Origin of the sequence: Oryzifoliimicrobium ureilyticum (assembly GCF_037199735.1) — a bacterium.
GTDB classification, from domain to species: domain Bacteria; phylum Pseudomonadota; class Alphaproteobacteria; order Rhizobiales; family Rhizobiaceae; genus Rhizobium; species Rhizobium ureilyticus.
Genome location: NZ_JBBBVQ010000004.1, coordinates 199542 through 225911, shown reverse-complemented (window position 1 = coordinate 225911; position 26370 = coordinate 199542). Strand labels below are relative to the sequence as shown.

Genomic DNA, 26370 nt, shown 5'->3' with positions numbered 1-26370 from the left:
GCCGGAAACGGCGGCGGGCGAACAACCTCAGAGGGTAAGGGAAAAGACGATGAAAAAAACAATAATGGTATTAATGGCAGGCGCGATGTCGCTTGCTGCCGCGCAGGCCATGGCCGCCGATAAAGTGACGCTGCAGCTGAAATGGGTCGCCCAGTCGCAGTTCGCCGGCTACTTCGTGGCGAAGGAAAAGGGCTACTACAAGGACGAAGGTCTCGACGTAACCATCAAGCCCGGCGGACCGGACATTGCACCAGAGCAGGTGATCGCCGGCGGCGGCGCGGACGTCATCGTGGACTGGATGGGTGGTGCGTTGGTCGCCCGAGAAAAAGGCGTGCCGCTCGTCAACATCGCCCAGCCTTTCCAGAAATCCGGCATGGAAATGATCTGCCGCAAGGATGGTCCGATCAAGACGGAAGCCGATTTTAAGGGCCACACGCTCGGCGTCTGGTTCTTCGGTAACGAATACCCCTTCTTTGCCTGGATGAACAAGCTCGGTCTGAAGACCGACGGCGGCCCTGATGGCGTAACGGTCCTTAAGCAGAGCTTCGATGTCCAGCCGCTCCTACAAAAGCAGGCCGACTGCATCTCCGTCATGACCTACAACGAATACTGGCAGGCGATCGATGCCGGATTGAAGCCCGAAGAACTGACTGTCTTCAACTATACCGCCATGGGCAATGACCTGCTCGAAGACGGTCTTTATGCCATGCAGGATAAGTTGAAAGATCCGGCCTTCAAGGAAAAAATGGTCAAGTTCGTCCGCGCCTCCATGAAGGGCTGGAAATATGCGGTCGATAATCCGGACGATGCGGCTGAAATCGTCGTCGATGCCGGCGGTCAGGACGAAAATCACCAAAAGCGCATGATGAGCGAAGTCGCCAAGCTGATTGGCGATGGATCGGGCGTTCTGGACACCAAACTTTACGACCGCACTGCGAAGGCGCTGCTCGACCAGAAGATCATCTCCAAGGAGCCTTCCGGCGCCTGGACGCATGACATTACCGACTCTGCAGCCAAGTAAGCGGCTGGGATGCGCAGGAAAAGCCCCTGCGCATCCTTCCTTCACGATAAACGTGCAATTACTTGGTCGTCGGCGGCAATTGCAGGTAGGGGTCGTTTGGGCCGTAAGGAATGGCCGGCTCACCGCTACCACCCTTGATGAGGCCTTTGACAAGGTGGCCCTCGGGACCGAAAAGGTAGGCGCTGCCGGCGCATAGATGGGCCAGTTGTCGATAATCGAAATAAGCGAAGCTATTGTCGGCAAGGAATGCCGCTTCCTTGAAGGCCTCACCCTGAATGGCCTGGTAGCCGGCCTGCCTGAGAAAGGCGTTGCCCACCTCAGGAACAATCGACGCGCCTTTACACAACGACCTGATGATCAGAGACATCTTCACGATCCGTAGCGTCTGCGCATCATTCGAGGCAAGAGGCTTCAACGATTTCGCCAGGTAGTAGTTGGTTGCCGGATCATTGGTCATGGACTTTCGCCAGAAAGCCGGAATGTCTTCCGCAGCGCAAGATAGTTGTGAGAAAACCAGAACAGCCCCGGCCAGAATAAGCTTCGCAGCGGTATGTCTCATATTTGTTGCCCTCTCCCACTCCCGTTAGCGACATCTATACAGAAACAGAAGAGGAATTTCTTGTAATTCACGATGAAGTTGTAGCAAAACCCCGGCCACAGCAAGTTCGAAGCTTCTTTCATCATGAGAGCGGTCATTGATCCCGATCACAGAGACCGGTATGATCGCATCAGGGACATTATTTTGCTTTGAACTTGCGCGACAGGGTGGCCGATCCCATTTGTGACAGGCCTCATCAGTAGGCAGGGCGCAAGAGATTGCGAGCGCGCAGCCCGAAAATGACGAAAACGAGTGCCGAAAGATGGCGCTTCTGTTCGCTCAATCAGGTTATGCCGTCTCACGAATTGAACATGGGGCTGACCAGCGATGGCAAGAATAACGACGAAGACTGCTTTCATTCTGCCGAGCGCATGCCTGCTGTTCGCAATGCTGAGCCTGGTGCCAACATCCGGATTCGCCCAGGAAACCGTTTCTGCACCGGCAAAAAATGCCCCCGCAATTGTCGTGACGGAGGTTACCAAGCGCGCACTGATCGATCGCGTGATTGCGAGCGGCACCGTCAAGCCGGTCGAGGAAGTCTATGTTGCGCCCATGCTGGACGGACTGGCCATCAAGGCGCTGAATGTCGATATCGGCGACAAGGTCGAAAAAGACACCGTTCTGGCCCAGCTGAATGGAGATTCCCTGATTCTCCAGAAAAGCCAGATGCAGGCGACGAAGGCCAAGAGCGAAGCCTCGCTTGCACAGCTCCATGCCCAGATGGTGGAAGCACAGGCCAATGCCGAACAGGCACAGCAGCAGCAGGCCCGAACGCGAGAACTGGTAAAAAAAGGCACGGTGTCGACCGCAAGCGTCGAGCAGGCCGATGCAGCGGCCGCCTCGGCCAACGCAAGGGTCGTCTCCGCGCAGCAAGCCATTCTGGTTGCCGAAGCGGACATCAAAGTCGTAGAGAGCCAGATTGCCGATCTCGACTTGAAACTGGCACGCACCGACGTCAAGGCGCCATTTGCGGGCATCGTCTCGGGCAAAAATGCCCGCGTTGGCGCGATCGCCCTCGGCAACAGCCAGCCACTGTTCACGATGATCCGCGAAGGAAAGGTCGAACTGGTGGCCGAAGCTCCCGAAGACGAGATCGGCAAAATCCAAGCGGGCCAAAAAGCAACCCTTACGCTGGCGGGAGGCCGCGAGCCGCTCTCTGGGACCGTGCGCCTGGTTTCTCCCACCGTTGATCCAACCACGCGCCTCGGTCTGGTTTACATTCTGATCGACGACAGCAGCAAGGCGCGCAGCGGGATGTATGGCAGCGCTCAGATTATCACCGGCCGCACGGAAAACGCTGCCTTGCCGGTCTCGGCCGTGCTTGTCGAAGAGGGTCGTTCCTCGGCGCGCAAGGTCGAAAACGACAAGGTCCGCTTCGTCGATGTCGTGACGGGTATTCAAGACAACGGTTTTGTCGAAATCCGCGACGGCTTGAAGCCTGGCGACCAGGTGGTTGCGAAGGCCGGCGCTTATGTCCGTGACGGCGACCGCATCAATCCGGTCCGTGATCAAACCGCAGCATCGAACTAAGGAACGGCCGAGATGAATTTTTCCGCCTGGTCGATCCGAAATCCGGTCGCGCCGCTTTTACTTTTTGCGCTTCTGGTGGTGGTCGGCCTCCAGTCGTTCCACCGGCTGCCGGTGACGCGTTTTCCGAATATCGACGTGCCTCTGGTGCAGATCGTCGTCACGCAGAGCGGCGCTTCGCCGGCCGAGCTTGAAACGCAGGTCACGAAGAAGATCGAAGACGCCGTCGCGTCGATCACGGGTATCGATGAAATTCAATCGACCGTGACCGACGGCCAATCTCTGACGGCTGTCATGTTCCGCATGGAAGTGCCGACGCAGCAGGCTGTGCAGGATACGAAAGACGCAATCGACCGTATTCGCTCCGACCTGCCCTCCGATATCGAGGCGCCGATCGTTGCCAAGGTCGATGTCGAGGGTCAGGCGATCCAGAGTTTTGCGGTCTCCTCACCTGACATGACGCTGGAAGAGCTCTCATGGTTCGTTGACGATACCGTCAAGCGCGCACTGCAGGGCAATATCGGCATTGGCCGCGTCGATCGCTATGGCGGCGCAAATCGCGAAGTGCGCATCGAGCTCGATCCGAACAAGCTGAACGCCTATGGCATCACCGCTGCCAGCGTGAACCAGCAGCTGCGCAGCACGAATATCGACCTCGGATCAGGGCGTGGCCAGGTGGCCGGCAACGAGCAGGCCATTCGCGTTTTAGGCGATGCGCGCAACGTGACGGAACTGTCGAACACCACAATTGCGCTGACGAACGGCCGCTTCGTCAAGCTCTCGGATCTCGGCCAGATCCGCGATACCTATGAGGAGCCGAAGTCCTTTTCGAAGTTCAACGGCAAGCCTGTCGTCAGTTTCGCCGTGTTTCGCGCCAAAGGCGCAAGCGAAGTCTCGGTCGCCGAAACCGTTCGCCAGAGCCTCGATAAGGTGCGGGCGGAAAATCCGAAGGTCTCGATCGAAATGATCGACGACTCCGTCTATTTCACCTTTGGCAATTATACGGCCGCCATGGACACGCTGATAGAAGGCGCGATCCTGTCGGTCATCGTCGTCTTCCTGTTCCTGCGCAACTGGCGCGCCACGGTCATTTCAGCTGTTGCCCTGCCCTTGTCCGCGATCCCGACCTTCTGGATCATGGATTTGATGGGCTTTTCGCTCAATCTCGTCAGCTTCCTCGCCTTGACGCTCGCCACCGGTATCCTGGTGGACGATGCCATCGTCGAAATCGAGAACATCGCCCGCCACATCAAGATGGGCAAAACACCCTATCGCGCCGCGATCGAGGCCGCGGACGAAATCGGCCTTGCTGTTATTGCAACGACCTTTACGATCATCGCCGTCTTCGTTCCCGTCTCCTTCATGCCGGGCATTCCCGGCCAATATTTTATCCAGTTCGGTCTGACGGTCGCCTTTTCCGTCTTCTTCTCGCTGATGGTTGCGCGTCTCATCACGCCGATGATGGCCGCCTACCTCATGCGCGCCGAAGATGCGATGGACGATCATGCCGATCACGACGGCATTTTCATGCGCGGCTATACAGGCCTCGTTCGCGTCACGACCGGACGCTGGTGGGCACGCTATTTAACGCTTCTTGCAGCTATCGCTTTCCTCGTTGGGTCCCTCGCCCTCTTGTCGCGTGTTCCCGGCAGTTTCCTTCCGCCGGAGGACGCCTCGCGCATCGTGCTTTCCACCGAGCTTCCGCCCAATGCAAGGCTGGCCGATACCGAACAGATGACTGACATCGTCTATCAAAAGGTCAAGGACATCGACGGTGTGGCAAATGTCTTCGTGCTCGGTGGCGCTTCACCGAAGGGCGAGCTTGAATTGCGGCGGGCCACCGTCACGATCAATCTTCAAAAGCTCGATCATTCGCTCCTAAAGCGCCTCGTCAACGACGTTCTGGGCTCCACTCCGCTGATTGGCCCATACTTGCCGAAAGTCCCGCCATCCGGCCGTGAAAAGCCGCAATGGCAGATCGAAAAGGAAGTCTTTGCTCGTCTGCACTCGCTGCCTGACGTGCGTATTTTGAAGCTCAACGATCGTGGTGAGCGTGATCTTTCCTTCAACTTCCTGTCGCGCAGCGAAAAGGATCTGAACCAAGCCGTCGGCATCCTCGAGGCAAAGCTCCGTGCCGATCCCGTGCTGGCCAATGTCAGCGCCGATGGCGCACTGCCGCGGCCTGAACTGCAGGTCCGTCCGCGCAAGGACCAGGCCGCGCGTCTCGGCATTACGCCGCAACAAATTTCCGAAACCATTCGCGTGGCAACGATTGGTGATGTCGATGCAGCGCTGGCGAAGATCAGCCTTGACGACCGCCAGATCCCGATCCGCGTACAGGCGGCATTTGGGATGCGCCGAGATCTCGGTGCGATCCGCGCCCTGAAGATCCAGACGGCAAGCGGCGCCATCGTGCCTTTGTCGGCCGTCGCCGATATCGATTATGCCGAAGGGCTGAGTTCCATCAAGCGCAACAACCGCTACCGTGTCGTTGCGATCGGTGCGGATCTGCCGCAGGGGGTTGCGCTCGACACTGCTTCGGCGCGCTTCCGCGAGATCGTGCAGAGCGCCCATATCCCATCCACGGTTCGCCTCGCAGAAAGCGGCGATACCAAGGTCCAAAAGGAAATGCAGCAGAGCTTCGTCAATGCGATGCTGCTGGGCCTGATGCTGGTTCTGACCGTGCTGATCCTGCTCTTCAAGAACGTCATCCAGCCCTTTACGATCCTGTTCTCGCTACCGCTGGCCATCGGTGGCGTGGCGGTCGGCCTCCTCGTCACCAACAATCCGCTTTCCATGCCGGTCCTGATCGGCATCCTGATGCTCATGGGCATCGTGACGAAAAACGCCATTCTGCTGGTGGATTTTGCGATCGAGATGCGTCGCCACGGTATGGCGCGCGTCGCGGCTATGATCGAGGCGGGCCGCAAACGTGCGCGCCCCATCATCATGACGTCGATTGCCATGTCGGCCGGCATGCTTCCCTCGGCACTTGGTGTCGGCGAAGGCGGCTCTTTCCGCGCGCCGATGGCAATCGCCGTGATCGGCGGCATCATCGTCTCGACGGTGCTCTCGCTCGTCGTCGTGCCGTCCTTCTTCCTCATCATGGACGACCTTTCGCGCCTGCTGGGCTTCCTTTTCGGCCGTCTGATCGGCAAGAAAGACGAAGAGTTGCTGCCGAGGAGCCGCGAAGAACTGACGGAGGCCGTGGACGGCCTTAGCCAGCGCATCGACAATCTGGAAGGCGAGCGCCATTCCCGGTCGGGCGGCCATCTGCCACCGCCCTATGCCGCCGAGTAAGGCGGCGTAGGGAAGGCATCACGCCCTAATCCGTCTTGCCCCGTCAGATGCATCGTAGATTGTGGTCGCCGCTCAGACCCGGGCCAGCCGAAAGTTCTCGCCGGCCAGCTCGACACGGTTAAAACCAGACACATGCGCACCAGCGGCAATATCGCCGTTTTGCGCCAGTGAAGCGAGCAGACTACGGCGCGTCTGCGCAGCCGTGTCGGTATCGAGATCGAAGACAAGGCAAATATCGGGATCGGCCGGCTGAAGATCGGCGAGATGCAAGGCATCTGCCCAGATCATCAGCCGCTCGCCTCCCGTGCCAATGCGAAAGCCCATTTGACCCGGTGTGTGCCCCGGCAAGGAAATCGCCTCGATCCCTTCGGCAACACTCCCTTCGCCAATCAATCGAAATCGTCCGGCATAGGTTTGCGTCAAGCGGCGCGCGAGAGCAAAACCGCCGCGGCGCGCCTCCGGAAGGCGCTCACGCTCGGCCTCATCGGTGAAGAACGCAAAGTCCCTTTCGGGAACGAGGATTTCCGCTGCGGGAAAGAACGCGTCCTCGCGCTCGAACAAACCAAGGGCATGATCGGTATGGATATGGGTCAGTAAAACCTGTTTCACCTTGGCCGGATCTATCTCCATCTCCGCCAGAAGGCCCCGCGCCTTACCGAAATTCGGCCCCCACGCCGTCCCACATCCGCTATCGACAAGCATGAGGCCGTCCGGCCCTGTCAGAAGAAAACAATTGACGTCGAACACGACGCTGTCGCTTCCCAAGGCGTCGAGAACAGGTTTGAGAGCAGCCGCGCTCTTACGATGCATGAGGAGTTCGGTCTTGGCTTCAAAAACGCCATCCACAAGAATGGTAACCTCATAGGGCCCGAAACGGCGTGTCATTCCTGTCAAAGTTAGCCTCCTGCATCAAACCACACTGTTGCCACCTCATCGGCTGCGGCGTCTATATACGGCTAGGCAAGTCCCGCTATGCATCGTCAGCTCAGGCAAAAGAGGGAGCCTATGGGCACTGTTTCGGCGCCTTCAGCGTGCGGTTCAGCCGTGCAATGATCGGCTCATAACGCTTCTGCTGTGCAGCCGGATAATCGAGCTCGAAAGTTCCTTCGAGATCACCGCAATAAGCAATAACCCTGGCGTAAAGAATACGATCTCCCTTTCGCCCAGAATAATTCGCCCAGGAAGCACCGAGCTTCTTATAGGTAATCTTCCATCCCTTTTTAGTCCAAAATTCATGAGAGGAAGCCACCTCCTGGGGGAAAGTTTGAGCCTCATCAGTGACGAATATGTGACCAGCAGAAACGGTAAGATTGGCAGAGCCATCCGGGCTGGCAAGAGCGAGTCCGTCGCCGTTAGCAGGGTCGACCACGATCTTGTAATCAGCGGGAATATCGACGGAAAAACCGAAACGTTCGTTCTGGTAATGTTTGAAAGCCGGCGCAGCGGCGGCGGGAACAACGGATGAGACCAGCAAGAGGAAGGCAAAACGGAGCATGGGATAACCAGGGCTATTGGGACAGGGTTATACTGATTTAAACCGGAGTGCTGGTGCAGCGGGTCAGAGCCCGCCATGCTCCTTGATAAAGGACACGATAGAGCCGACGCCCTCGCCGCGCTTCATATCCGAAAAGACAAAGGGACGGGCTGTGCGCATGCGGTTCGCATCGCGCTCCATCACCTCAAGATCGACGTCGACGAAGGGCGCAAGGTCCTTTTTGTTGATGACAAGAAGATCGGATTTGGTGATGCCGGGGCCGCCTTTGCGTGGGATCTCCTCGCCCTGGCAGACGGAGATCACGTAGATCGTGAGATCTGCAAGATCGGGCGAAAAAGTCGCCGCCAGATTGTCGCCACCGGACTCGATGAAGACGACATCAAGGTCGGGAATGCGCTCGGTCAGGCCGGCAATGGCCTGAAGGTTGATCGTCGCGTCCTCGCGAATGGCCGTGTGCGGGCAGCCGCCGGTTTCCACGCCGACGATCCGGTCCGAGGTCAGCGCCTGCATGCGCGTCAGCGCCTCGGCGTCTTCCGTCGTGTAGATATCGTTGGTCACGACTGCGACGGAATATTCCTCGCGCATTGCTTTGCAGAGCTTTTCCGTCAACGCCGTCTTGCCGGAACCGACCGGGCCACCGATGCCGATACGAAGGGGACCGTTTGCTGATTTCATAGTGGAGGCTCCGGGCATCAATTCATTGTTTCAACAACAGGATACGCCTGCGGAACCGGTCTTCACAAGGGAAAAGAGCTGAACTTTTCGCGCCGCTCACACTTCTTCGAGCAGCTTTGGAGGACGTTCCAGTTGTAGAAGAACGCCGGTGCGGGAAGTCCTTCTTGTCAAACAAAAAAGGCCGTCTGCGGATGTCAACATGCCTGCATGCTCCAGGCAGTCGAGCATAAAAAGACGGTGCGCCGGATTAAGCCCCTCCCCCTCGTGCGGAGGGGTCTTTCCCTCGTAAACAACAACCTCAAGAGCGAAACAGCCGAACCGGCTGAACCTCATGCCGCAGCGTCGCAATATCCGCTTCAATGGCGGACGAGCCAAGATCGTCGAGGGTCGAGTTTGCTGCCCGCTCGGCCAGTTCTCCAATTACAGGCTCAAGACCCGCGACAATAAAAAGTCCATCCTTTTGCCCGGAAGTACTAAGCCGGATGCCCGCCGAGACCGCCTGCGAGACATAAGCATGCAAATAGGCGGCAAGCGCCGCCGTCAAAGGCACGCCGTGCGCCCCGGCAACCGCGCCGACCGCGACGGGATAGGCGCATTTTTGCGGCAGCCGGTCGAAGACCGGCGATGGCCAGGCACGCGCGGATGTGAGAAAGCCAGCGCCCAGCAGCATGGTTTCCTGATGGCGCTCACGCCCGCCAGCCAAAGCCTCGGCAAGCGCCGCTGCTTCGCCGAGCCGCACTTCATCACCAGCGGAACGGTGGCTTTCTGCAAGCAGCACAGCATCGTTCCAGACGCTACCATGCCGCAAAAGCGTTTCGATCCAGACGCGCAGGCTGTCCGCATCCTGTACCAGCCTGTCATGCACAGCCCGCTCCAACCCGCCGGAATAGGCGAATGATCCGATCGGAAAAGCGGGCGACAGCCAAGCCATCAGCCTCAGCAGCGCCTGCGTTTCATCGACAGCACCGGTCATGTCATCCTGATCGCTTTTAGTGGCTATGGCCGTGGTCATGCCCATGTCCGTCATGATGGTGGTCATGGTCGTGCCCGTGATGATGAGCATGACCGCCATGCGAATGATAAGCGCCCCTTGCCGGCTGGAACGGTTCTTCGACGTCGAGCACTTCGGCGCCAAGACCTTGCAGCATGGAACGGATCACATGATCGCGCAGGATCAGGATGCGTCCCTCCTCGATCTGCGCCGCCAGATGGCGGTTGCCGAGATGCCAGGCAAGTTCGATCAGATGCAGGTTGTTGCGCGGGCGGATCTCGAAGAGTTTCTCGGCTGCCGCGCGAATTTCGATCGTGTCGCCATTATCCAGCACCAGCCGGTCGCCATGCGCCAGAAGCACCGGCTCCTTCAGGTCGAGCATCACCATACCCCCGCCTTCCAGGTGCAAAAGCTTGCGCCGCAGGTGGCGCAGATCATGCGGCAAGGTCACCGTATCGATCGGCTCTTCCGCAACACTGCCGGCGGGACGATAGGAATGGACGTGCTGCATTAGGAACTCCGATTAATTGAACATATGAAGAGATAGCCTAAGCGTCTGCGGCAAAGGATTCCAGAGGCCAGTGCGCAATCCAGTCTCGCGCAGCGCATGGGCCGTCCAGGTGTTGCATCCGAACAGCGCATTGAACGATCCGGCAGCCTCGAAAAACCGGTCGGTCTGCCCGTAGCTTCGGCCCTCAATGACGGAGACACTGCCGGTCTGCTGGGTAAAACTTCTTGTCACATAAGCAGAAAGCCGCGCAAAACCGGCCTCATCGATCGTCAACACAGAGACGGCCGGATGGCTCTCATCGATTGCGCCCGCCACATCCACATGCAGCACGGATCGATCGATGGTCAGCGCGCGAAAGAGCGGCCCGGCTTTCAAATCGGCCCAGGTTGGCGTTTCCAAGTAAAAGGCACGACCGCCCCACCCGACAATCAACCATTGCGCCTGCGGATCTAAAACCGGCACGCCAAATCCATCGAGAAACCGAAATATCGCCCGCGTATCGGCATTGAGCGGAATGGCGATATCGGTATGGATCGGGTTCGACAGCAACAGGATATGACGCTCCTGCCCCCGCGCTGCCTGAGGCCGCTCGGCAAAGAACGGTCGCGGAATGAGCGTTCCCGCCGCAACCGCCACAAAAAAAGCAAGGACGAGGGCCAGGACGGTGCGCAGAAAAATCTTCAGCACCGAAACTTATCCCGGTTCGTGCCGACGGGCTCCACAAACGGAAATGTCGCGGCGTTTGAGGTCATCAAGGCGACATCGCCTTCATTAGGTGTCGCGAGAAGAAATCCAGCACCAGTTCAAGCTCGCGGTTTCGCCCTGGTCCGAAGGTATGACCTTCATCCTCAAAGAAATGAGCCTCCACAGCATGGCCTGCCGTTTCAAGCCTTGATACGAGGCATCTTGCAAATTCGACATCCCAGAGTTCGTCTTCGACACCGTGCGCGATGAAGATTGGGTTCGGAAAGAGTTCGGGCTTAAGCGCCAGCCCCGGTCTCGTCCGCTTAGAAGAGCCGCGCCAAAGCCAAGCAGGATGAGCGGTCTCAATATTGTATTCTTTGCCATACCTATGATTGTCGACGATATAGGCACCATGGATAACGTCTTGGACGGCATGCACGGCGATTGCGTCTGGAAGGGCCGGAGATTGGTCCTCAGCAAGAAGCTGCGCGAGTAGGAGGGAAAGTTCAGCGCCTCGGGAGTGACCGAAAAGCCCCGCACCACATCCATATTCCGCCATAAGCTTTTTCATTTCCAGAAGCGCTTGCTCCACTACATCCAGTGGAACGTCGATGATATCAGGCCGAGTATAATATTCAGGGTCGTTCTCGGTGTAGCTCTTCGCCATGGCAGCAAAGCCATTTGCTGCAAAAAGTGCGGCCTGAATATGATGAACCATGATACTGCCGCCCTCGGAGCCGTGAAGACAAACGATCCCGCCCTTAGGCTCGGTTGCAGGCCAATAAACGAGAGCATCGGCCTCGTAGCAATAGCTTTGAAATACTTGCAGCGACATGAAAATCTGTCCGGTAAATGGGGCTTAAAAGACATTATGGTCAATGTGAAACTTGAAATAGATACGTAAAATCAAAGTTAAGGTCTCCAGAAGCAACACCACCGGGAGCAGTGTTGCGTCATCAGGAGAGCAATTAAACGCCTCTGACTGGCCAATTCCTATCAAAACAGGAAATAGCGCTGCGCCATCGGCAGGACTGTTGCCGGCTCGCAGGTCAGCAACTCGCCATCTGCCCGTACCTCGTAGGTTTCCGGGTCGACCTCGATCTGTGGGGTCAGGCTGTTATGCACCATCGACGCCTTGGAAATGCCGCCGCGGGTATTCTTGACGGCGACAAGCTTCTTGGCGACGCCGAGGCGTTGTGCAAGCCCGCCATCAAGCGACGCTTGGCTGACGAAGGTCACTGAGGAGTTGGTGCGCAGCTTGCCGTAAGCGGCAAACATTGGACGATAATGCATTGGCTGCGGCGTTGGGATCGAGGCGTTCGGATCGCCCATCGGAGCGGCCGCGATCGAGCCGCCCAAGAGGATCATCTCAGGCTTTACGCCAAAGAAGGCCGGATTCCAGAGCACCAGGTCGGCGCGCTTTCCGACCTCGACAGAGCCGATTTCATGCGAAACGCCATGGGCGATCGCGGGATTGATCGTGTACTTGGCAATGTAGCGGCGAACGCGGAAATTGTCGTTGTCGCCAGTCTCATCCTTCAGGCGGCCGCGCTGACGTTTCATCTTGTCGGCTGTCTGCCAGGTGCGGATCGCTACTTCGCCAACACGGCCCATGGCCTGGCTGTCGGATGAGATGATCGAAAAAGCACCGATATCGTGCAGGATATCTTCCGCCGCAATGGTTTCCTTGCGGATACGGCTTTCTGCAAAGGCAATATCCTCCGGGATCGACGGCGACAGGTGGTGGCACACCATCAGCATGTCGAGATGTTCGGCAATGGTGTTGACCGTATAGGGCCGCGTTGGATTGGTGGAGGAGGGAATGACGTTTGGCTGGCCGCACACCTTGATGATGTCGGGCGCGTGCCCCCCGCCTGCCCCTTCGGTATGGAAGGCGTGGATGGTGCGGCCCTTCAGCGCTGCCACGGTGTCTTCCACAAAACCGCTTTCGTTCAGCGTATCGGTATGGATCATCACTTGAACGTCAAAGGCATCGGCGACCGACAGGCAATTGTCGATGGCGGCCGGCGTCGTGCCCCAATCCTCGTGCAGCTTCAGGCTGGAGGCTCCGGCGAGGATCATTTCTTCAAGCGGGGCTGGCAGCGAGGCATTGCCCTTGCCGGCGAGCGCCAGGTTCATCGGGAAAGCGTCGAAGCTTTCGATCATCCGCTCGATGTGCCATGCCCCGGTGCAGGTGGTGGCGAGCGTGCCATGGGCAGGCCCCGTGCCCCCGCCCAGCATGCAGGTGATGCCAGACATCAGCGCTTCTTCGATCTGCTGCGGGCAGATGTAGTGGATATGCGCATCCATGCCACCGGCCGTCAGGATCCTGCCTTCGCCGGCGATTGCCTCGGTCGAGGGTCCAACGATGATGGTGACACCAGGCTGCGTATCGGGATTGCCTGCCTTACCAATGGCGTGGATGCGGCCGTTCTTCAGGCCGACATCGGCTTTGTAAATGCCGGTGTGGTCGACGATCAAAGCATTGGTGATGACGGTATCGACAGCGCCTTCGGCCCGCGTCGCCTGGGACTGGCCCATGCCGTCGCGGATCACCTTGCCGCCGCCAAACTTCACTTCCTCGCCATAGGTGGTGAAATCCTTCTCCACCTCGATGAAGAGTTCCGTATCGGCCAGCCTCACCTTGTCGCCGGTGGTAGGGCCAAACATGCCGGCATAGGCGGCACGGGATATCTTATAGGACATGACGATTTACTCCCGAAATTGGTTCCGGCGCGGCTGACTGCCAGCGGATCTGACCGCTATTTTTGTTTCAGACTGTCGGCGTAAGCTTTGAGGTCTTTGGTTCTCTGCTGCGTGAGCCTCGTCTTGCACATCGATACCGTCATATCCTCGGCGCTTCCGTCGCGCATGGCAAAACCTTCGGCCACACAGGTTGCGTCGCGATAAGCGATCCAGGCCCGCTGCGCTGCCAGAAGGGCTTTCTCCGCCCCCTTGTCGTCCCCCTGCAATTCTTGATCGCGGGCAATGGCGGCCTGGCGTGCCGGCTTCCAATATTCATTCAGCTTGGAATCGGCAGCCTGGAAGTCTTTTTCGGCGCAATAACCCATTTCCATCTGGTTGACGGCATTGGTGCAATCGATGGCCTTTGGCTGCTGGGCTGATGCTGGTGTCGCCATCGTGCCCGAAAACAGCAGCATGGCCGCAACCATAACGATGCTTGCTGCTCTCACACCGAAGCCCCATCGTAATGCTTTGGAGAAAGCGCACGGGCATCGACGCCATCGAGGCAATTGGCATTCACCGCGATCATGCGGACGCCATCCGGCCGCTCGGCGCGGGCAAAGCTCTCGATCCCGCAGGTTTTGCAGAATAGGTGATGGATCGCCTTCTTGTTGAAAAGATATTCGCTGAGGTTCTCCTCACCCGAAATGAGGTGAAAATCGCTTTCCGGCGCAAAGGCAAGCACGGAGCCCAGACGGCGGCAGCGCGAGCAATTGCAGGCGACGGTCTTGTCCAGATCGACATCGGCTTCGAACGTGACGGCGCCGCACTGGCAGCCCCCCTTGTAGTGAGAAACAGTCATTAAAGCCTCCCCATAACCTGTTGCCGGAACCCATAGACGGCTCGCCCCCCCGAAAGCGGAATCAACGTCACCGAGCGTGTCTGGCCTGGCTCAAAACGAACGGCCGTGCCAGCTGGAATGTCGAGCCGCATGCCGCGGGTCTGCTCGCGGTCGAAGGAAAGCCCGGCATTCGTTTCGTAGAAATGATAGTGGCTGCCGACCTGCACCGGCCTGTCGCCCGTATTCGACACGTCGATCGTCAAGGTCGGGCGCCCGACATTCAACTCGATCTCACCTGCAAGTGGAATGACTTCACCTGGGATCATTGGCCTGGCCTCTTCAGCGGATCGGTTCGTGGACAGTCACAAGCTTCGTGCCGTCGGGAAAGGTTGCTTCGACCTGTACGTCGTGGATCATCTCGGCAATACCCTCCATAACCTGATCGCGGGTAATGACATGCGCGCCAGCCTCCATCAGCTCCGCGACCGGGCGACCATCGCGCGCACCTTCAACGACGAAATCGGTGATGAGCGCAATCGCCTCCGGGTGGTTCAGCTTGACGCCGCGCTCAAGCCGGCGGCGCGCCACCATGGCGGCCATGGAGATCAACAGCTTGTCTTTTTCTCTCGGAGTCAGATTCATCGTCTATCCATTTTATATCGAACATAGATACGCGCCGAGTGGTGCACGCCTTCGTCAAATTCTTATCAGCGCAATGTGGCAGGTGATCGAACACCTTTACTACAGGCTCCAGACTTTCGGCACAGGCGCGCCGTTACGCAAGAGCGAAATGAGCGGGATCAAAATTTTTCTTAAGGCAAACCCGTCTTCCGCCGTTAGGCGAAGCACAAACTTGTCATTCCAGGCACTCGCCCCCGCAGCATGACCTTCAATTAAAGGACGAATTCTTTCAAGATAAGCTTCAGCCAAATGACCAGCATAAAGAACCGTAGCAAAAGCGACTTTTCCGCCCAGCACCGGCGCAAGATCGGACAAGATCCCAATCTCCCCGTTGAGCTTCAGTTCTTCCGCATGGATGAGCCGACCGTTTCGACGCACGCGCCAGCGGTCGCGAAACAGGCCATTGTTCATACGCTCGCCCATGGCCTTGCGGCCCAGCAGAACAGCCTCAACAGCCAGAAATTCCGCGGTCTCGTCCAGATCGACCTCAAGCCGGCGTGCCAGCGAGGCGCGTTCGAAAAGGATGGTTTCTTGCGGCAGCCAGTCCAGCCGGGCCCCCGCGCCGACCTTGAGCAGGGTCGAAATTTCCGCCGTACCGGCCGATGCCTTGTAGATCTTCTCGCAAGCCTGGGTGGTAACGTCGACACGCGTGCCGGGGCCTGCCTCCACGCTCCATGTCATCTGATCGCCGCCCGTCAGTCCACCGGCCGTATTGATGATCACGGCCTCCATAGAACCATCGAAAGTTGCAGGCAGCCGGATTTTGGCAGCCCCCTCCTGATAGAGTTCATCGATACGGCTTTGGCCATCACGTGCCTTGACGGCAAGATGGCCTCGCCCCTCGGCGCGCTGCGGGCGCGTCGATGCGATCGGTGGTTGCATCTGAATAAGATTCATCTCGAGTCGTGGCATTGGCGGCGCCCCGTTCATTACATCTATCCCTACCGCCATGGCTCAAGCAATTCCTGTGCCGTCATTCGATCGTCGGAGCCGATTGCAACAAACGACGACAGGCGGTTCTCTCCTGCACAGATAACCGCCATCTGCCTGCTTTGTCATCAGTTCCACTATACCGTCAAATGGCGGCGTGCCGCAGGCGTATCGAGCGTTTCCGCCGCGCCCTCATGAACGATTTCGCCCCGATCCATGATATAGACATGATCGGCAAGTTCCCGGCAGAAATCGAGATATTGCTCCACCAGCAAGATCGCCATCCCGGTCGAGTCCCTCAAATAGCGGATTGCCCGGCCGATATCCTTGATAATCGAGGGCTGGATGCCTTCGGTCGGCTCGTCAAGCACGAGGATTTTTGGGCGCGTGACCATCGCTCGGCCGATTGCGAGCTGTTGCTGCTGGCCGCCGGACAGGTCACCCCCACGCCGCGCCAACATGCTGTGCAGAACCGGAAACAGACTGAAGATATCCTCAGGAATCCGGCGTTCACGGCGCGCAAGCGGCGCATAGCCCGTTTCCAGATTTTCCTTCACCGTCAGAAGCGGGAAAATCTCCCTGCCCTGCGGCACATAGCCAATGCCAAGCTTGGCCCTTTGGTAAGGCGCCATGCCATCGAGCGCCTTGCCATTAAAGCTGACACGCCCGGCCGACAAAGGATGCTGGCCCGTGACAGCGCGCAAGAGCGAACTCTTGCCGACACCATTGCGGCCAAGAACGCAGGTGATCTTGCCCGCCTCAGCCGCAATCGAAATTCCCCTCAGCGCCTGCGCCGCGCCATAATGGAGATTGGCGTTTTCAACGGTAAGCATGTGAGGCCTTTCCAACAATGAGAAGCGTCGTAACCAAAGCGTCCCTCATCTTCACCGCCCCAGGTAATTCTCGATGACTTTGGCATCGTTTGAAACAAAATCGATGGAGCCCTCGGCAAGAACCGAGCCTTCTGCCAGGCATGTCACTTTCACGCCGAGATCTCGGATGAAGCCCATGTCGTGCTCAACGACGACGACAGAGCGGCTCTTGGCAATGTCCTTGAGCAGGATCGCCGTCTCCGTCGTTTCGGCATCCGTCATACCGGCTACGGGCTCATCGACGAGAAGAAGCTTTGGCTCCTGCGCCAGCAGCATTCCGATCTCAAGCCACTGTTTCTGGCCGTGGGAAAGATTGGCGGCGAGCTCCTCGGCCCGATGGGTCAGTCGCACAGTCTCCAGGATTTCCTCGATGCGGTCGCGGTCCTCGCCGGACAATCTATAAAAGAGCGTCGAGAACACGCCGCGGCGCCGATTCAGCGCCAATTCGAGATTGTCCCAGACCGTATGGCTTTCGAACACGGTCGGCTTTTGAAACTTCCGTCCAATGCCGAGTTGGGCGATCTCGGCCTCGTCCATGCGGGTCAGGTCAACGGCGCCATTGAAGAAAACTTCGCCCTCGTCAGGCCGTGTCTTGCCGGTGATGATGTCCATCATCGTCGTCTTGCCGGCCCCGTTCGGACCGATGATGGCGCGCAACTCTCCCGGTTCGATGACCATCGACAAAGAGTTGAGGGCCTTGAAACCATCGAAGGACACCGAGACGTTGTTGAGGTAGAGCACGCTGTTGGGTTTGGTATCAGGGATCATGGCGCACTACTCCGCGGGCTGGATCTTGGCGGTGACGCCGTCTTCACGTTGGTCGGGCGGCACATCGCGCACGGTCTTGCGTCTTTTGGCGGAAGACAAGGTTCCGACGATGCCCTTCGGCAGAAACAGCGTGACGGCAACGAAGAGACCGCCAAGGGCAAAGAGCCAGTAATCGGGGAAAAGACCCGTAAAGACGGTCTTGCCGCCGTTGACGAGAATCGCCCCGAGGATCGGGCCGATGAGCGTGCCGCGCCCACCGACGGCGGTCCAGATGACGACCTCGATCGAGTTTGCCGGCGCGAATTCGCCGGGATTGATGATGCCGACCTGCGGCACGTAGAGCGCGCCTGCAATTCCGGCCATCATGGCGGAAACGACGAAGGTGAAGAGTTTGAAATGCTCGACACGGTAGCCGAGGAAGCGCGTGCGGCTTTCGGCATCGCGAACGCCCACCAGGACCTTTCCGAACTTCGAGCGGACGATTGCAGAGGCAAGGATGAGCGAGAGCGCCAGCATGATCGCGCTGAGCGCAAAGAGCACGGCGCGTGTTCCTTCGGCCTGTATGTTGAAGCCAAGGATGTCCTTGAAATCCGTCATCCCGTTATTGCCGCCGAAGCCCATATCGTTGCGGAAGAAGGCCAGCATGAGCGCATAAGTCATGGCCTGCGTGATGATCGACAGATAAACGCCATTGACGCGCGAGCGGAAGGCGAACCAGCCGAAGATGAAGGCAAGAAGGCCCGGCACCACAAAGATCATCAGCGCGGCGAACCAGAACTGATCGAACCCATACCAGAACCAGGGCAGTTTCTCCCAGTTCAGGAAGACCATGAAATCCGGCAAAAGCGGATTTCCATAGACGCCGCGCGAGCCGATCTGGCGCATCAGGTACATGCCCATCGCGTAACCGCCGAGCGCAAAAAATGCGCCATGCCCCAGCGAGAGAATGCCGCAAAAACCCCAGACGAGATCAAGCGCCAGCGCCAGCAGGGCATAAGTCAGGTACTTGCCGAACAGCGACATGATGTAGGTTGGGACATGAAGCGGGCTGGACGCAGGCATTGCAAGGTTCAGAACCGGCACCAGCACGGCCGCGGCCAGAAGCAGGAAGACTGCAATGGTGATCCGCCTGTCGAGCGACCTTAAGAGAAAAGCCGTAATCATGCTTCCACCGCCCTTCCCTTGAGCGCGAAGAGCCCGCGCGGACGCTTTTGAATGAACAGGATGATGAGAACCAGCACCAGGATCTTGCCGAGGACGGCGCCTGCGAATGGTTCGAGGAACTTGTTGACGACCCCAAGCGATAAAGCGCCGACCAGCGTGCCCCAGAGATTGCCGACACCGCCGAACACGACAACCATAAAGCTGTCGATGATGTAGCTCTGGCCAAGGTTGGGCGAAACGTTATCGATTTGCGAGAGCGCAACGCCTGCCATACCGGCAATCCCTGAGCCGAGAGCAAAGGTGAAGGCATCGACCCACCCAGTGCGAATGCCCATGGACGAGGCCATTCGGCGGTTCTGGGTGACAGCACGCATCTGCAGACCAAAGGCTGAACGCTTCAGAATGAAGAGCAGCGCGAAGAAGACCGCAAGCGAAAAGGCTATGATCCAGAGCCTGTTCCAGGTGATCGCAAGACCGCCTGCCTGGAAGATGCCGGACATCCAGCTCGGATTGCTGACCTCGCGATTGGTCGGCCCGAATATCGTGCGTACAGCCTGCTGCAAGATAAGCGATACGCCCCAGGTCGCGAGCAGCGTCTCGAGCGGGCGTCCGTAAAGATGGCGAATGACCAGCCTTTCCAGCATGAAACCAACAAAGCCGGTAAAGAGAAAGGCAGCCGGCACGGCAAGCGCCAGAGAATAATCGGCCACTTCAGGATACGCCGTCGCGATATACTGCTGCACCACATAGGTCGTATAGGCACCGATCATCACCATCTCGCCATGCGCCATGTTGATGACGCCCATAACCCCGAAGGTAATGGCAAGCCCGATGGCTGCAAGCAGCAATACGGAGCCGAGCGAGAGGCCGTACCAGATGTTCTGAGCGATATCCCAGAGCGCGAGGCTGCGATTGATGGAGTTGATATGCGCTTCGATGGCGGGCTTCAATTCTGCGGGCGCGGTCGAAAGAGCGGCCGTCAATGTCGTCAGCGCACTGCGCCCGCCTCTCTCGGCAATCGTATCGATCGCCGCCTGCTTCTGGTCGGCCGGAAGATCGCTCTTCAGCACCATGACAGCGCGGGCGGCCTCCATGGTGTTGCGAACTTCCTCATCCTTCTCATTGGCGAGTGCGCCTGTCAGCAATTCCAAATTGGCGGGATCGGCATCCTTGAGAAGCCCTTGGGCTGCCGCAAGACGGGCGCCGCGGTCAGGGCTTAGAAGCGTTAATTGACTGGTTGCGGTCGCAATAACGCCGCGCAAGCTGTTGTTGATCTTGACCTTCGACATGCTGTCCGGATCGACATCGGCGACTGTCTCACCGGTGATCGGGTCAGTGAAGACCGGCTCGTCATCCGTGCCGCCTTTGACAAGAACAGGACCACCTTCAGGATTGCTGTAGAGGTTGCCATCGCTGAGGTTCTGCAAGATTGCGCCGACATGCGGATCCTTGGAGGCGACCAGCGCCTTGATCGCTTCGGCACGGGCATCGAAGTCGCCAGGCCCGAGCGCATCGACAAGCGCATGAATATCTTCGGCGGCCCTTGCCGGCAGCGCCGCGGCGCTGAGCGCGAGAACGAAGCTGATCAAAAGGATTTGGACGGCGCGCAGCATTGGCTTTCTCGTCTCTCTCATCGCCTTTACAGGCGGTTCGGATCTCTTGCGAGCGGCGAAGGAACTTCGCGGGGTTCTTCAGGAGCTTCGCCCGGCCTCGAAGAGCCGGGCGAAACATTATCGTTGGAGAGAAAAGGCCTTAGGAGCCGCCCTTGCCGCCGCACTTGCCGGTTGCGACATTGAAGTTGCCGCAGGACATCGGCTTGCGCCAATCGGAGATTAGATCCTTGGAGTCCGGCAGATAATCGGACCATTCGTCGCCGACGACAGCTGGGGTTTCCTTGACGACTTCGAACTGGCCATTCGCCTGGATTTCGCCGATCAGGACAGGCTTGGTGATGTGGTGGTTCGGCATAACGGTAGCATAGCCGCCCGACAGGTTCGGCACAGTCACGCCGATGATGCTGTCGAGAACTTTATCGGTGTCGGTCGTGCCGGCAGCCTGAACAGCCTTCACCCAGGCATTGAAGCCGATATAGGCAGCTTCCATCGGGTCATTGGTCACGCGCTTGTCGTTCTTGGTGAAAGCGTGCCATTCCTTGATGAACTTCTTGTTGGCCGGCGTATCGACGGACTCGAAGTAGTTCCATGCAGCAAGATGGCCGACGAGCGGCTTGGTATCGAGACCGGCAAGCTCTTCTTCACCGACAGAGAAGGCAACCACGGGGATATCCGTTGCCTTGATGCCCTGGTTTCCGAGTTCCTTATAGAATGGAACGTTCGCATCGCCGTTGATCGTCGAGACGACAGCCGTCTTCTTGCCGGCCGAGCCGAACTGCTTGATCTTGGAGACTTCCGTCTGCCAATCGGAGAAACCGAATGGCGTATAGTTGATGAGGATGTCTTCCTTCGGAATACCCTTCGTCTGGAGGTAGGCTTCCAGGATCTTGTTGGTCGTGCGCGGATAAACGTAGTCGGTGCCTTCAAGCACGAAGCGCTTCACGCCTTCCTTTTCGAGCAAGTAGTCGACAGCTGGAATGGCCTGCTGGTTTGGCGCTGCGCCCGTATAGATGATGTTGCGCGAGGATTCTTCGCCTTCATACTGGACCGGGTAGAACAGCAGCGAATTCAGCTCTTCGAAAACAGGCAGAACGGATTTGCGCGAGGACGAAGTCCAGCATCCGAAGACGGCAGCAACATGATCCTTCTGGATCAGTTCGCGTGCCTTTTCGGCAAAGAGCGGCCAGTCGGAAGCCGGATCGACTACGACGGCCTCCAGCTTCTTACCGAGCAGACCGCCCTTCTTGTTCTGCTCGTCGATGAGCATCAGCATGGCGTCTTTCAGCGTGGTTTCGGAAATTGCCATGGTGCCGGAAAGCGAGTGCAGGATACCGACCTTGATCGTATCGTCTGCCGCATATGCCCCGTGGAAAGCCGCCGAGGCTGCCATGGCAGCGCCGAGAACGGCTCCGGTAATTTTGGATTTCAATGTCATCCGATAATCCCCTCTTTATGGTCTTTGATCGACCCGCAACGGAATTTGCTGTTGCTGAGGGCACTATCCGGCGCTGCATTTCAAAACCACATACGTAGATTGACGTAGATGGCGGGGCGAAATGTGCAGATCATGCACTTAAGCGGCATGAGCTTCCGTGATAGGCAGAGAAAATGAGGGACATGCGGTAAAACCGCGGGGCAAGAACAGGCATGGCCGCACGGCAGCGCATCATTCCAATCCGGCGTGAATATAATCGGTGGGTCGCGAACCAGACGCTTGAAGATTATGCGCTGCGCTTCACGGCCAAGAGCGCGCGACGCTTTTCGGCAAGCCGCATCTCGCACACGGCGATCGGCGCGATTTCCTTTCTGGCGCTGGAGGCGATCGGCGGCGTCATCACCTTGTCCTATGGCACGACCAATGCTGTTCTCGCCATCCTTGTGGCTGCGCTTGCCATGCTCGCCGTCGGCTTTCCAATCAGCCGTTACGCCATCCGCCACGGCGTCGATATCGACCTTCTGACACGTGGCGCAAGCTTCGGCTACATAGGCTCCACGGTCACCTCGCTGATCTATGCGAGCTTCACCTTCATGCTTTTTGCCATCGAGGCATCGATCATGTCGGGCGCCTTGGAGCTGACCTTTGGCATTCCACTTTGGATCGGTTATATCGTCAGCGCGGTCATGGTCATTCCGCTGGTCACCCATGGCGTGCGCCTCATCAGCCGCTTCCAGATCATTACCCAGCCGTTCTGGATCGTCCTGAACATCCTGCCCTTCATCTTTATTGCCTTCTCTGATCCCGGCAAGTTCCATGAATGGCTAAGCTTTGCCGGGCTTCTTCACATGAACGAAATGTCGACGGGTCCGGCTCCGTTCGATCTCCTGCAGTTCGGCGCCGCCTCCGCCGTGATCCTTGCCCTGATGTCGCAGATCGGCGAGCAGGCCGATTTCCTGCGCTTCCTGCCGCCGGAAAAGCGCCGGAACTGGCGCCATCGGCTGGCCATCTTCCTTGCCGGGCCTGGCTGGGTCATCATCGGCGCACCGAAGCTGATCGCCGGCTCTTTTCTTGTCGTCCTGACCTTGTCGTCAGGTGTGCCGATCGATCGAGCCGCCGACCCCTCTGAAATGTATCTGGCTGCGTTCGGCTACATGATCCCCTGGCAGAACGCCGCGCTTGGCCTGATGGCTGCGTTCGTCATCGTTTCGCAGCTCAAGATCAACGTCATGAACGCCTATGCGGGCTCCTTGGCATGGTCGAATTTCTTTTCGCGGCTCACCCATAGCCATCCCGGACGCGTCGTCTGGCTGATTTTCAACGTGGCTATCGCCCTTCTCTTGATGGAGCTTGGCATCTATCGCCTGCTGGAGGAAACGCTCGGCGTCTTTTCCATCATTGCGATGGCTTGGCTCTGCACTGTTTCGGCAGATCTTCTCATCAACAAGCCGCTGGGTCTTGCCCCGCCCGGTATCGAATTCAAGCGCGCGCATCTTTACGACATCAATCCCGTCGGGCTTGGCGCAATGACGCTGTCCGCGGCCGTGGCGCTGACGGCCCATTTCGGCGCTTTCGGGACCATTGCCGCCTCGCTGGCCCCGTTCATGACACTCGCCGTTGCCTTCATTGCATCGCCCACCATCGCCTGGGCGACCAAGGGCAAGTATTACCTCGCCCGCAAGCCGAGGCAAAGCTGGAAGCTCAGCGCCACGATCACCTGCTCGGTCTGCGAACATGATTTTGAGCCGGAGGATATGGCCTGGTGTCCTGCCTATGCCGCGCCCATCTGCTCGCTCTGTTGCTCGCTCGACAGCCGCTGCCACGACATGTGCAAGCCGAAAGCAAGACTGAACACGCAAGTCGGCACCGTGGCGCGCCGGCTTTTGCCTGAAACAGTCATCGCCAAGCTGACCACGCGCCTTGGGCGTTACGCGATTGCTGTTGCTATTGCGCTTACGGCTATGGGGCTCATTCTCGCTGCAATAGCCCACCAGGTCGGTGCTGCCTCCCCGCAAACGGCCGACGTCGTCAATCGCACCATCCTCATCGTCTTTTTCGTCTTCGCCATCATCTCCGGCGTCGTCTGCTGGTTCTATGTGCTGGCCCATGACAGCCGCGTCGTCGCCGAAGAAGAATCGTCCCGGCAGAATACGCTCCTGCTCAAGGAAATCGCGGCGCACAAGAAAACGGACTCCGCTCTGCAAAAGGCCAAGGAGACCGCGGAGGCTGCCAATCGCGCCAAGAGCCGTTATGTGGTTGGGCTCAGCCATGAGCTTCGCACGCCGCTTAACGCCGTTTTGGGCTATGCGCAGATCCTGGAGCGGGACGAGACGATCCCACAGCCGCGCCAGTCCTCGATCAAGGTCATTCGCCGTTCGGCAGAGCATCTCTCCGGCCTCATCGACGGGCTGCTGGATATCTCGAAGATCGAGGCCGGCCGCCTGCAGGTCTATTCCAACGAAATCAACATTCAGGATTTTCTGGATCAGATCGTCGACATGTTCCGCCCGCAGGCGCTGGCCAAAGGCCTTGTCTTCAACCATGAACGCACTGCCAGCTTGCCGCAATATGTGCGAACGGACGAAAAGCGGCTGCGACAAATTCTCGTCAACCTCCTGTCCAATGCCATCAAATTCACCGATGCAGGCACGGTCGGCTTCGACGTTGCCTATCGCAGCCAGGTCGCAACCTTCACAATTTCCGACACGGGGCGCGGTATCGGCGAAAAGGATTTGCCGCGCATATACGAGCCCTTCCAGCGCGGTGAAGCTGAAAGCGCGCGCCCTTTGCCAGGCCTGGGCCTAGGCCTGACGATTACACGACTTCTCACCAACACGCTGGGCGGCGAAATTACCGTTGAGAGTGAGAAGGACAAGGGATCCACATTCCGTGTGCGGCTGATGCTGTCGGCCGTGTCACGCCCGGCTGCTCCGCCGCAGGAGCGCCGCATCACCGGCTACAAGGGCGCGCGCCGCACCATCGTCGTGGTGGACGATAATGAAGATCACCGCGAAATGATGCGCGAAATCCTGACGCCGCTTGATTTCGTCGTGTTGACAGCGGCAGGCGGCGCGGAATGCCTGACGCTGATCGAGGGCATCAAGCCCGACCTCTTCCTTCTCGATATCTCAATGCCAGGCATGAGCGGCTGGCAGCTTGCCTCCCGGCTGCGCGAGGCCGGAGAGACCAGTCCCATTCTCATGCTTTCGGCCAATATCGGCGAAGCGGGAGCGGCCGGCGGCGGCAATGACGGCAGCCATGACGATGCCATTGGCAAGCCGGTGGATATTCGTCAGCTCCGCGATAAGCTTTCTCTCCACCTGAAGCTTGAATGGACCTATGACGATGGAACACCCGTATCCGTGCCAGCGCGCCAGCAGCTGAAAAGCCCGGGCGCCGCCCATATCAGGGAGTTGATCGGCCTGACCGAAATCGGCTATGTCCGCGGCATCGAGGCCAAGCTGGACGAACTTGCGCGCGAGGAGACGAACAAGCCGTTTACGGACGCGCTACGCGCCCTCGTCAGCGCGTTCGATCTGGCCGGCGCCACGGCTTTCCTGCAGCGCTTCGAGCAAAAGGCGGACACCCTTGGCTGACACACCCCGCGATATCGTTCTTCTCGTCGACGACTCGCCCGAAGCGCTCGGGTTTCTGACCGACGCGCTGGAACAATCCGGTTTTTCGGTGTTGATCGCGACGTCGGGAACGGCGGCGCTCGGCATTGTCGAACGCATTACCCCGGACATCATCCTGCTCGATGCCGTCATGCCGACGATGGACGGCTTTGAAACCTGCCGCCGCTTGAAAGCAAACCCGGCACTTGCTCCCGTTCCGGTCGTCTTCATGACAGGCCTCACCGAAACGGAACATGTCGTCCACGCACTGGAATCGGGCGGCGTCGATTATCTGACGAAGCCCATCAATATCGATGAACTGCGCGCTCGCATTCGCGTTCATCTGCGCAATGCAAGATCTGCCCAAAGTGCGCGGGTTGCGCTCGATGCGGCCGGCCGCCACCTTCTTGCCGTCCGGAGCGATGGGACGATCCAATGGTCAACCCCACAGGCAGCCCGCCTCGTGAACGCCGCTGTGGGGCGCGACGACGGCATGGAGCTGGTAGCAAGTCACATCGCGAACTGGATGGTCGAACGCGGGCGCCAAGGGCGCGATCCAGCCATTCCCATTGCACCCGTGGGCCAGACGGGTCTACAGCTCGCCTTCCTCGGCACGATTGGCCCCGATGAGCATCTCTTTCGCCTGACGGCGGCGAGCCGCATGAGCGGCGATGAATTGCTTCGCCAGCATTTCGGCCTGACGCAGCGCGAGTCCGAAGTGCTGGTCTGGATCGCAAAAGGCAAGGCAAACCGAGATATCGGCGAAATCCTTGGCCTGTCGGCGCGGACAGTCAACAAGCACCTGGAACAGATCTACGTGAAGCTGGGGGTCGAGAACCGCGCCTCTGCCGCCGTCAAAGCGGCAAACGTGCTTCACGAGATATAAATACACGATCAGCTTCAATCACTTTAAGATAGCGATCGCCCTCCTCACCGACGCTGCCGCACCGGATAAGCGAGGTTCC

The 26370-nt window shown here is 58.5% G+C and carries 24 protein-coding genes; 5 read left to right on the top strand and 19 right to left on the bottom strand.

Features of this window, described 5'->3' with window-relative positions:
• Nucleotides 1-49 precede the first annotated feature (49 nt).
• Complete coding sequence (locus VQ830_RS08340) at nucleotides 50-1021, top strand: ABC transporter substrate-binding protein (RefSeq protein ID WP_337267617.1); 972 nt, start codon at nucleotides 50-52, stop codon at nucleotides 1019-1021.
• Nucleotides 1022-1079: 58 nt separating this feature from the next.
• Here the strand turns inward: VQ830_RS08340 and VQ830_RS08335 are convergent, their stop codons facing one another.
• A complete protein-coding gene (locus VQ830_RS08335) occupies nucleotides 1080-1580 on the bottom strand; it encodes a hypothetical protein (protein ID WP_337267616.1) in 501 nt (166 codons plus the stop codon).
• A 375-nt stretch (nucleotides 1581-1955) separates the two neighbouring features.
• Here VQ830_RS08335 and VQ830_RS08330 point away from each other — a divergent pair, with 375 nt between their 5' ends.
• Both VQ830_RS08330 and VQ830_RS08325 read left to right on the top strand, forming a co-directional pair.
• Entirely contained in the window at nucleotides 1956-3149 is a 1194-nt protein-coding gene (locus tag VQ830_RS08330) for an efflux RND transporter periplasmic adaptor subunit (protein ID WP_438617521.1), read from the top strand.
• Between the two features lie 12 nt (nucleotides 3150-3161).
• Entirely contained in the window at nucleotides 3162-6446 is a 3285-nt protein-coding gene (locus tag VQ830_RS08325; RefSeq protein ID WP_337267614.1) for an efflux RND transporter permease subunit, read from the top strand.
• A gap of 72 nt (nucleotides 6447-6518) precedes the next feature.
• Here the strand turns inward: VQ830_RS08325 and aidB are convergent, their stop codons facing one another.
• The 18 genes from aidB to urtA form a co-directional block, all read right to left on the bottom strand.
• Complete coding sequence (aidB, locus tag VQ830_RS08320) at nucleotides 6519-7331, bottom strand: AidB family quorum-quenching N-acyl homoserine lactonase (RefSeq protein ID WP_337267694.1); 813 nt, start codon at nucleotides 7329-7331, stop codon at nucleotides 6519-6521.
• A 118-nt stretch (nucleotides 7332-7449) separates the two neighbouring features.
• The gene (locus VQ830_RS08315; RefSeq protein ID WP_337267613.1) at nucleotides 7450-7941 is read right to left on the bottom strand and encodes a hypothetical protein; all 492 of its coding nucleotides are present in this window, start codon (nucleotides 7939-7941) and stop codon (nucleotides 7450-7452) included.
• 63 nt (nucleotides 7942-8004) lie between these two features.
• On the bottom strand, nucleotides 8005-8616 hold the full coding sequence (gene ureG / locus VQ830_RS08310) for an urease accessory protein UreG (protein WP_337267612.1): 612 nt from the start codon (nucleotides 8614-8616) through the stop codon (nucleotides 8005-8007).
• Nucleotides 8617-8914: 298 nt separating this feature from the next.
• Nucleotides 8915-9589 carry an urease accessory protein UreF gene (locus VQ830_RS08305; RefSeq protein ID WP_337267693.1) on the bottom strand — a complete coding sequence of 225 codons (675 nt, stop codon included), beginning with the start codon at nucleotides 9587-9589 and terminating at the stop codon, nucleotides 8915-8917.
• Between the two features lie 16 nt (nucleotides 9590-9605).
• Nucleotides 9606-10118: an urease accessory protein UreE gene (gene ureE / locus VQ830_RS08300; protein ID WP_337267611.1), complete on the bottom strand. Its 513-nt coding sequence runs from the start codon at nucleotides 10116-10118 to the stop codon at nucleotides 9606-9608.
• 12 nt (nucleotides 10119-10130) lie between these two features.
• A complete protein-coding gene (locus VQ830_RS08295; RefSeq protein WP_337267692.1) occupies nucleotides 10131-10802 on the bottom strand; it encodes a TIGR02117 family protein in 672 nt (223 codons plus the stop codon).
• Between the two features lie 67 nt (nucleotides 10803-10869).
• On the bottom strand, nucleotides 10870-11637 hold the full coding sequence (locus VQ830_RS08290) for an alpha/beta hydrolase family protein (protein WP_337267610.1): 768 nt from the start codon (nucleotides 11635-11637) through the stop codon (nucleotides 10870-10872).
• Between the two features lie 161 nt (nucleotides 11638-11798).
• Nucleotides 11799-13508 carry an urease subunit alpha gene (gene ureC, locus VQ830_RS08285; protein ID WP_337267609.1) on the bottom strand — a complete coding sequence of 570 codons (1710 nt, stop codon included), beginning with the start codon at nucleotides 13506-13508 and terminating at the stop codon, nucleotides 11799-11801.
• Nucleotides 13509-13564: 56 nt separating this feature from the next.
• Nucleotides 13565-13996, bottom strand: a complete 432-nt coding sequence (locus VQ830_RS08280; protein WP_337267608.1) for a lysozyme inhibitor LprI family protein — start codon at nucleotides 13994-13996, stop codon at nucleotides 13565-13567.
• A complete protein-coding gene (locus VQ830_RS08275; protein ID WP_337267607.1) occupies nucleotides 13993-14349 on the bottom strand; it encodes a GFA family protein in 357 nt (118 codons plus the stop codon). Before VQ830_RS08275 ends, VQ830_RS08280 begins: the two co-directional genes overlap by 4 nt.
• Nucleotides 14349-14654, bottom strand: a complete 306-nt coding sequence (locus VQ830_RS08270) for an urease subunit beta (RefSeq protein WP_337267606.1) — start codon at nucleotides 14652-14654, stop codon at nucleotides 14349-14351. Before VQ830_RS08270 ends, VQ830_RS08275 begins: the two co-directional genes overlap by 1 nt.
• 13 nt (nucleotides 14655-14667) lie before the next feature.
• Nucleotides 14668-14970 (bottom strand): urease subunit gamma, encoded by a 303-nt coding sequence (locus VQ830_RS08265; protein ID WP_034503828.1) that lies wholly within the window; start codon nucleotides 14968-14970, stop codon nucleotides 14668-14670.
• A 99-nt stretch (nucleotides 14971-15069) separates the two neighbouring features.
• Nucleotides 15070-15891, bottom strand: coding sequence for an urease accessory protein UreD (locus VQ830_RS08260; RefSeq protein WP_337267691.1), 822 nt, complete (start codon nucleotides 15889-15891; stop codon nucleotides 15070-15072).
• A gap of 185 nt (nucleotides 15892-16076) precedes the next feature.
• Entirely contained in the window at nucleotides 16077-16772 is a 696-nt protein-coding gene (gene urtE / locus VQ830_RS08255) for an urea ABC transporter ATP-binding subunit UrtE (protein ID WP_337267605.1), read from the bottom strand.
• Between the two features lie 51 nt (nucleotides 16773-16823).
• Nucleotides 16824-17579 (bottom strand): urea ABC transporter ATP-binding protein UrtD, encoded by a 756-nt coding sequence (urtD, locus tag VQ830_RS08250; protein ID WP_337267604.1) that lies wholly within the window; start codon nucleotides 17577-17579, stop codon nucleotides 16824-16826.
• A 6-nt stretch (nucleotides 17580-17585) separates the two neighbouring features.
• Nucleotides 17586-18743, bottom strand: coding sequence for an urea ABC transporter permease subunit UrtC (gene urtC, locus VQ830_RS08245; protein WP_438617485.1), 1158 nt, complete (start codon nucleotides 18741-18743; stop codon nucleotides 17586-17588).
• Nucleotides 18740-20356 (bottom strand): urea ABC transporter permease subunit UrtB, encoded by a 1617-nt coding sequence (gene urtB / locus VQ830_RS08240; RefSeq protein ID WP_337267603.1) that lies wholly within the window; start codon nucleotides 20354-20356, stop codon nucleotides 18740-18742. Before urtB ends, urtC begins: the two co-directional genes overlap by 4 nt.
• Before the next feature lie 139 nt (nucleotides 20357-20495).
• Entirely contained in the window at nucleotides 20496-21791 is a 1296-nt protein-coding gene (gene urtA / locus VQ830_RS08235; protein ID WP_337267602.1) for an urea ABC transporter substrate-binding protein, read from the bottom strand.
• 212 nt (nucleotides 21792-22003) lie between these two features.
• On the opposite strand from urtA, the gene VQ830_RS08230 reads away from it, so the two are divergent.
• Entirely contained in the window at nucleotides 22004-25387 is a 3384-nt protein-coding gene (locus VQ830_RS08230) for a hybrid sensor histidine kinase/response regulator (protein WP_337267601.1), read from the top strand.
• A complete protein-coding gene (locus VQ830_RS08225; protein WP_337267600.1) occupies nucleotides 25380-26291 on the top strand; it encodes a response regulator in 912 nt (303 codons plus the stop codon). The genes VQ830_RS08230 and VQ830_RS08225 overlap by 8 nt, the downstream gene beginning before the upstream one ends.
• Nucleotides 26292-26370 lie beyond the last annotated feature (79 nt).

Bases quoted from the DNA above. Each gene is read 5' to 3' on its own strand.
- VQ830_RS08305 (WP_337267693.1), bottom strand. From the start codon at position 9,589: ATGACCGGTGCTGTCGATGAAACGCAGGCGCTGCTGAGGCTGATGGCT.
- VQ830_RS08260 (WP_337267691.1), bottom strand. From the start codon at position 15,891: ATGCAACCACCGATCGCATCGACGCGCCCGCAGCGCGCCGAGGGGCGA.
- VQ830_RS08315 (WP_337267613.1), bottom strand. From the start codon at position 7,941: ATGCTCCGTTTTGCCTTCCTCTTGCTGGTCTCATCCGTTGTTCCCGCC.
- VQ830_RS08230 (WP_337267601.1), top strand. From the start codon at position 22,004: ATGGCCGCACGGCAGCGCATCATTCCAATCCGGCGTGAATATAATCGG.
- ureC (WP_337267609.1), bottom strand. From the start codon at position 13,508: ATGTCCTATAAGATATCCCGTGCCGCCTATGCCGGCATGTTTGGCCCT.
- urtE (WP_337267605.1), bottom strand. From the start codon at position 16,772: ATGCTTACCGTTGAAAACGCCAATCTCCATTATGGCGCGGCGCAGGCG.
- VQ830_RS08265 (WP_034503828.1), bottom strand. From the start codon at position 14,970: ATGAATCTGACTCCGAGAGAAAAAGACAAGCTGTTGATCTCCATGGCC.
- urtD (WP_337267604.1), bottom strand. From the start codon at position 17,579: ATGATCCCTGATACCAAACCCAACAGCGTGCTCTACCTCAACAACGTC.
- ureG (WP_337267612.1), bottom strand. From the start codon at position 8,616: ATGAAATCAGCAAACGGTCCCCTTCGTATCGGCATCGGTGGCCCGGTC.
- urtA (WP_337267602.1), bottom strand. From the start codon at position 21,791: ATGACATTGAAATCCAAAATTACCGGAGCCGTTCTCGGCGCTGCCATG.
- VQ830_RS08290 (WP_337267610.1), bottom strand. From the start codon at position 11,637: ATGTCGCTGCAAGTATTTCAAAGCTATTGCTACGAGGCCGATGCTCTC.
- aidB (WP_337267694.1), bottom strand. From the start codon at position 7,331: ATGACACGCCGTTTCGGGCCCTATGAGGTTACCATTCTTGTGGATGGC.
- VQ830_RS08340 (WP_337267617.1), top strand. From the start codon at position 50: ATGAAAAAAACAATAATGGTATTAATGGCAGGCGCGATGTCGCTTGCT.
- VQ830_RS08270 (WP_337267606.1), bottom strand. From the start codon at position 14,654: ATGATCCCAGGTGAAGTCATTCCACTTGCAGGTGAGATCGAGTTGAAT.
- ureE (WP_337267611.1), bottom strand. From the start codon at position 10,118: ATGCAGCACGTCCATTCCTATCGTCCCGCCGGCAGTGTTGCGGAAGAG.
- urtB (WP_337267603.1), bottom strand. From the start codon at position 20,356: ATGCTGCGCGCCGTCCAAATCCTTTTGATCAGCTTCGTTCTCGCGCTC.
- VQ830_RS08335 (WP_337267616.1), bottom strand. From the start codon at position 1,580: ATGAGACATACCGCTGCGAAGCTTATTCTGGCCGGGGCTGTTCTGGTT.
- urtC (WP_438617485.1), bottom strand. From the start codon at position 18,743: ATGATTACGGCTTTTCTCTTAAGGTCGCTCGACAGGCGGATCACCATT.
- VQ830_RS08275 (WP_337267607.1), bottom strand. From the start codon at position 14,349: ATGACTGTTTCTCACTACAAGGGGGGCTGCCAGTGCGGCGCCGTCACG.
- VQ830_RS08325 (WP_337267614.1), top strand. From the start codon at position 3,162: ATGAATTTTTCCGCCTGGTCGATCCGAAATCCGGTCGCGCCGCTTTTA.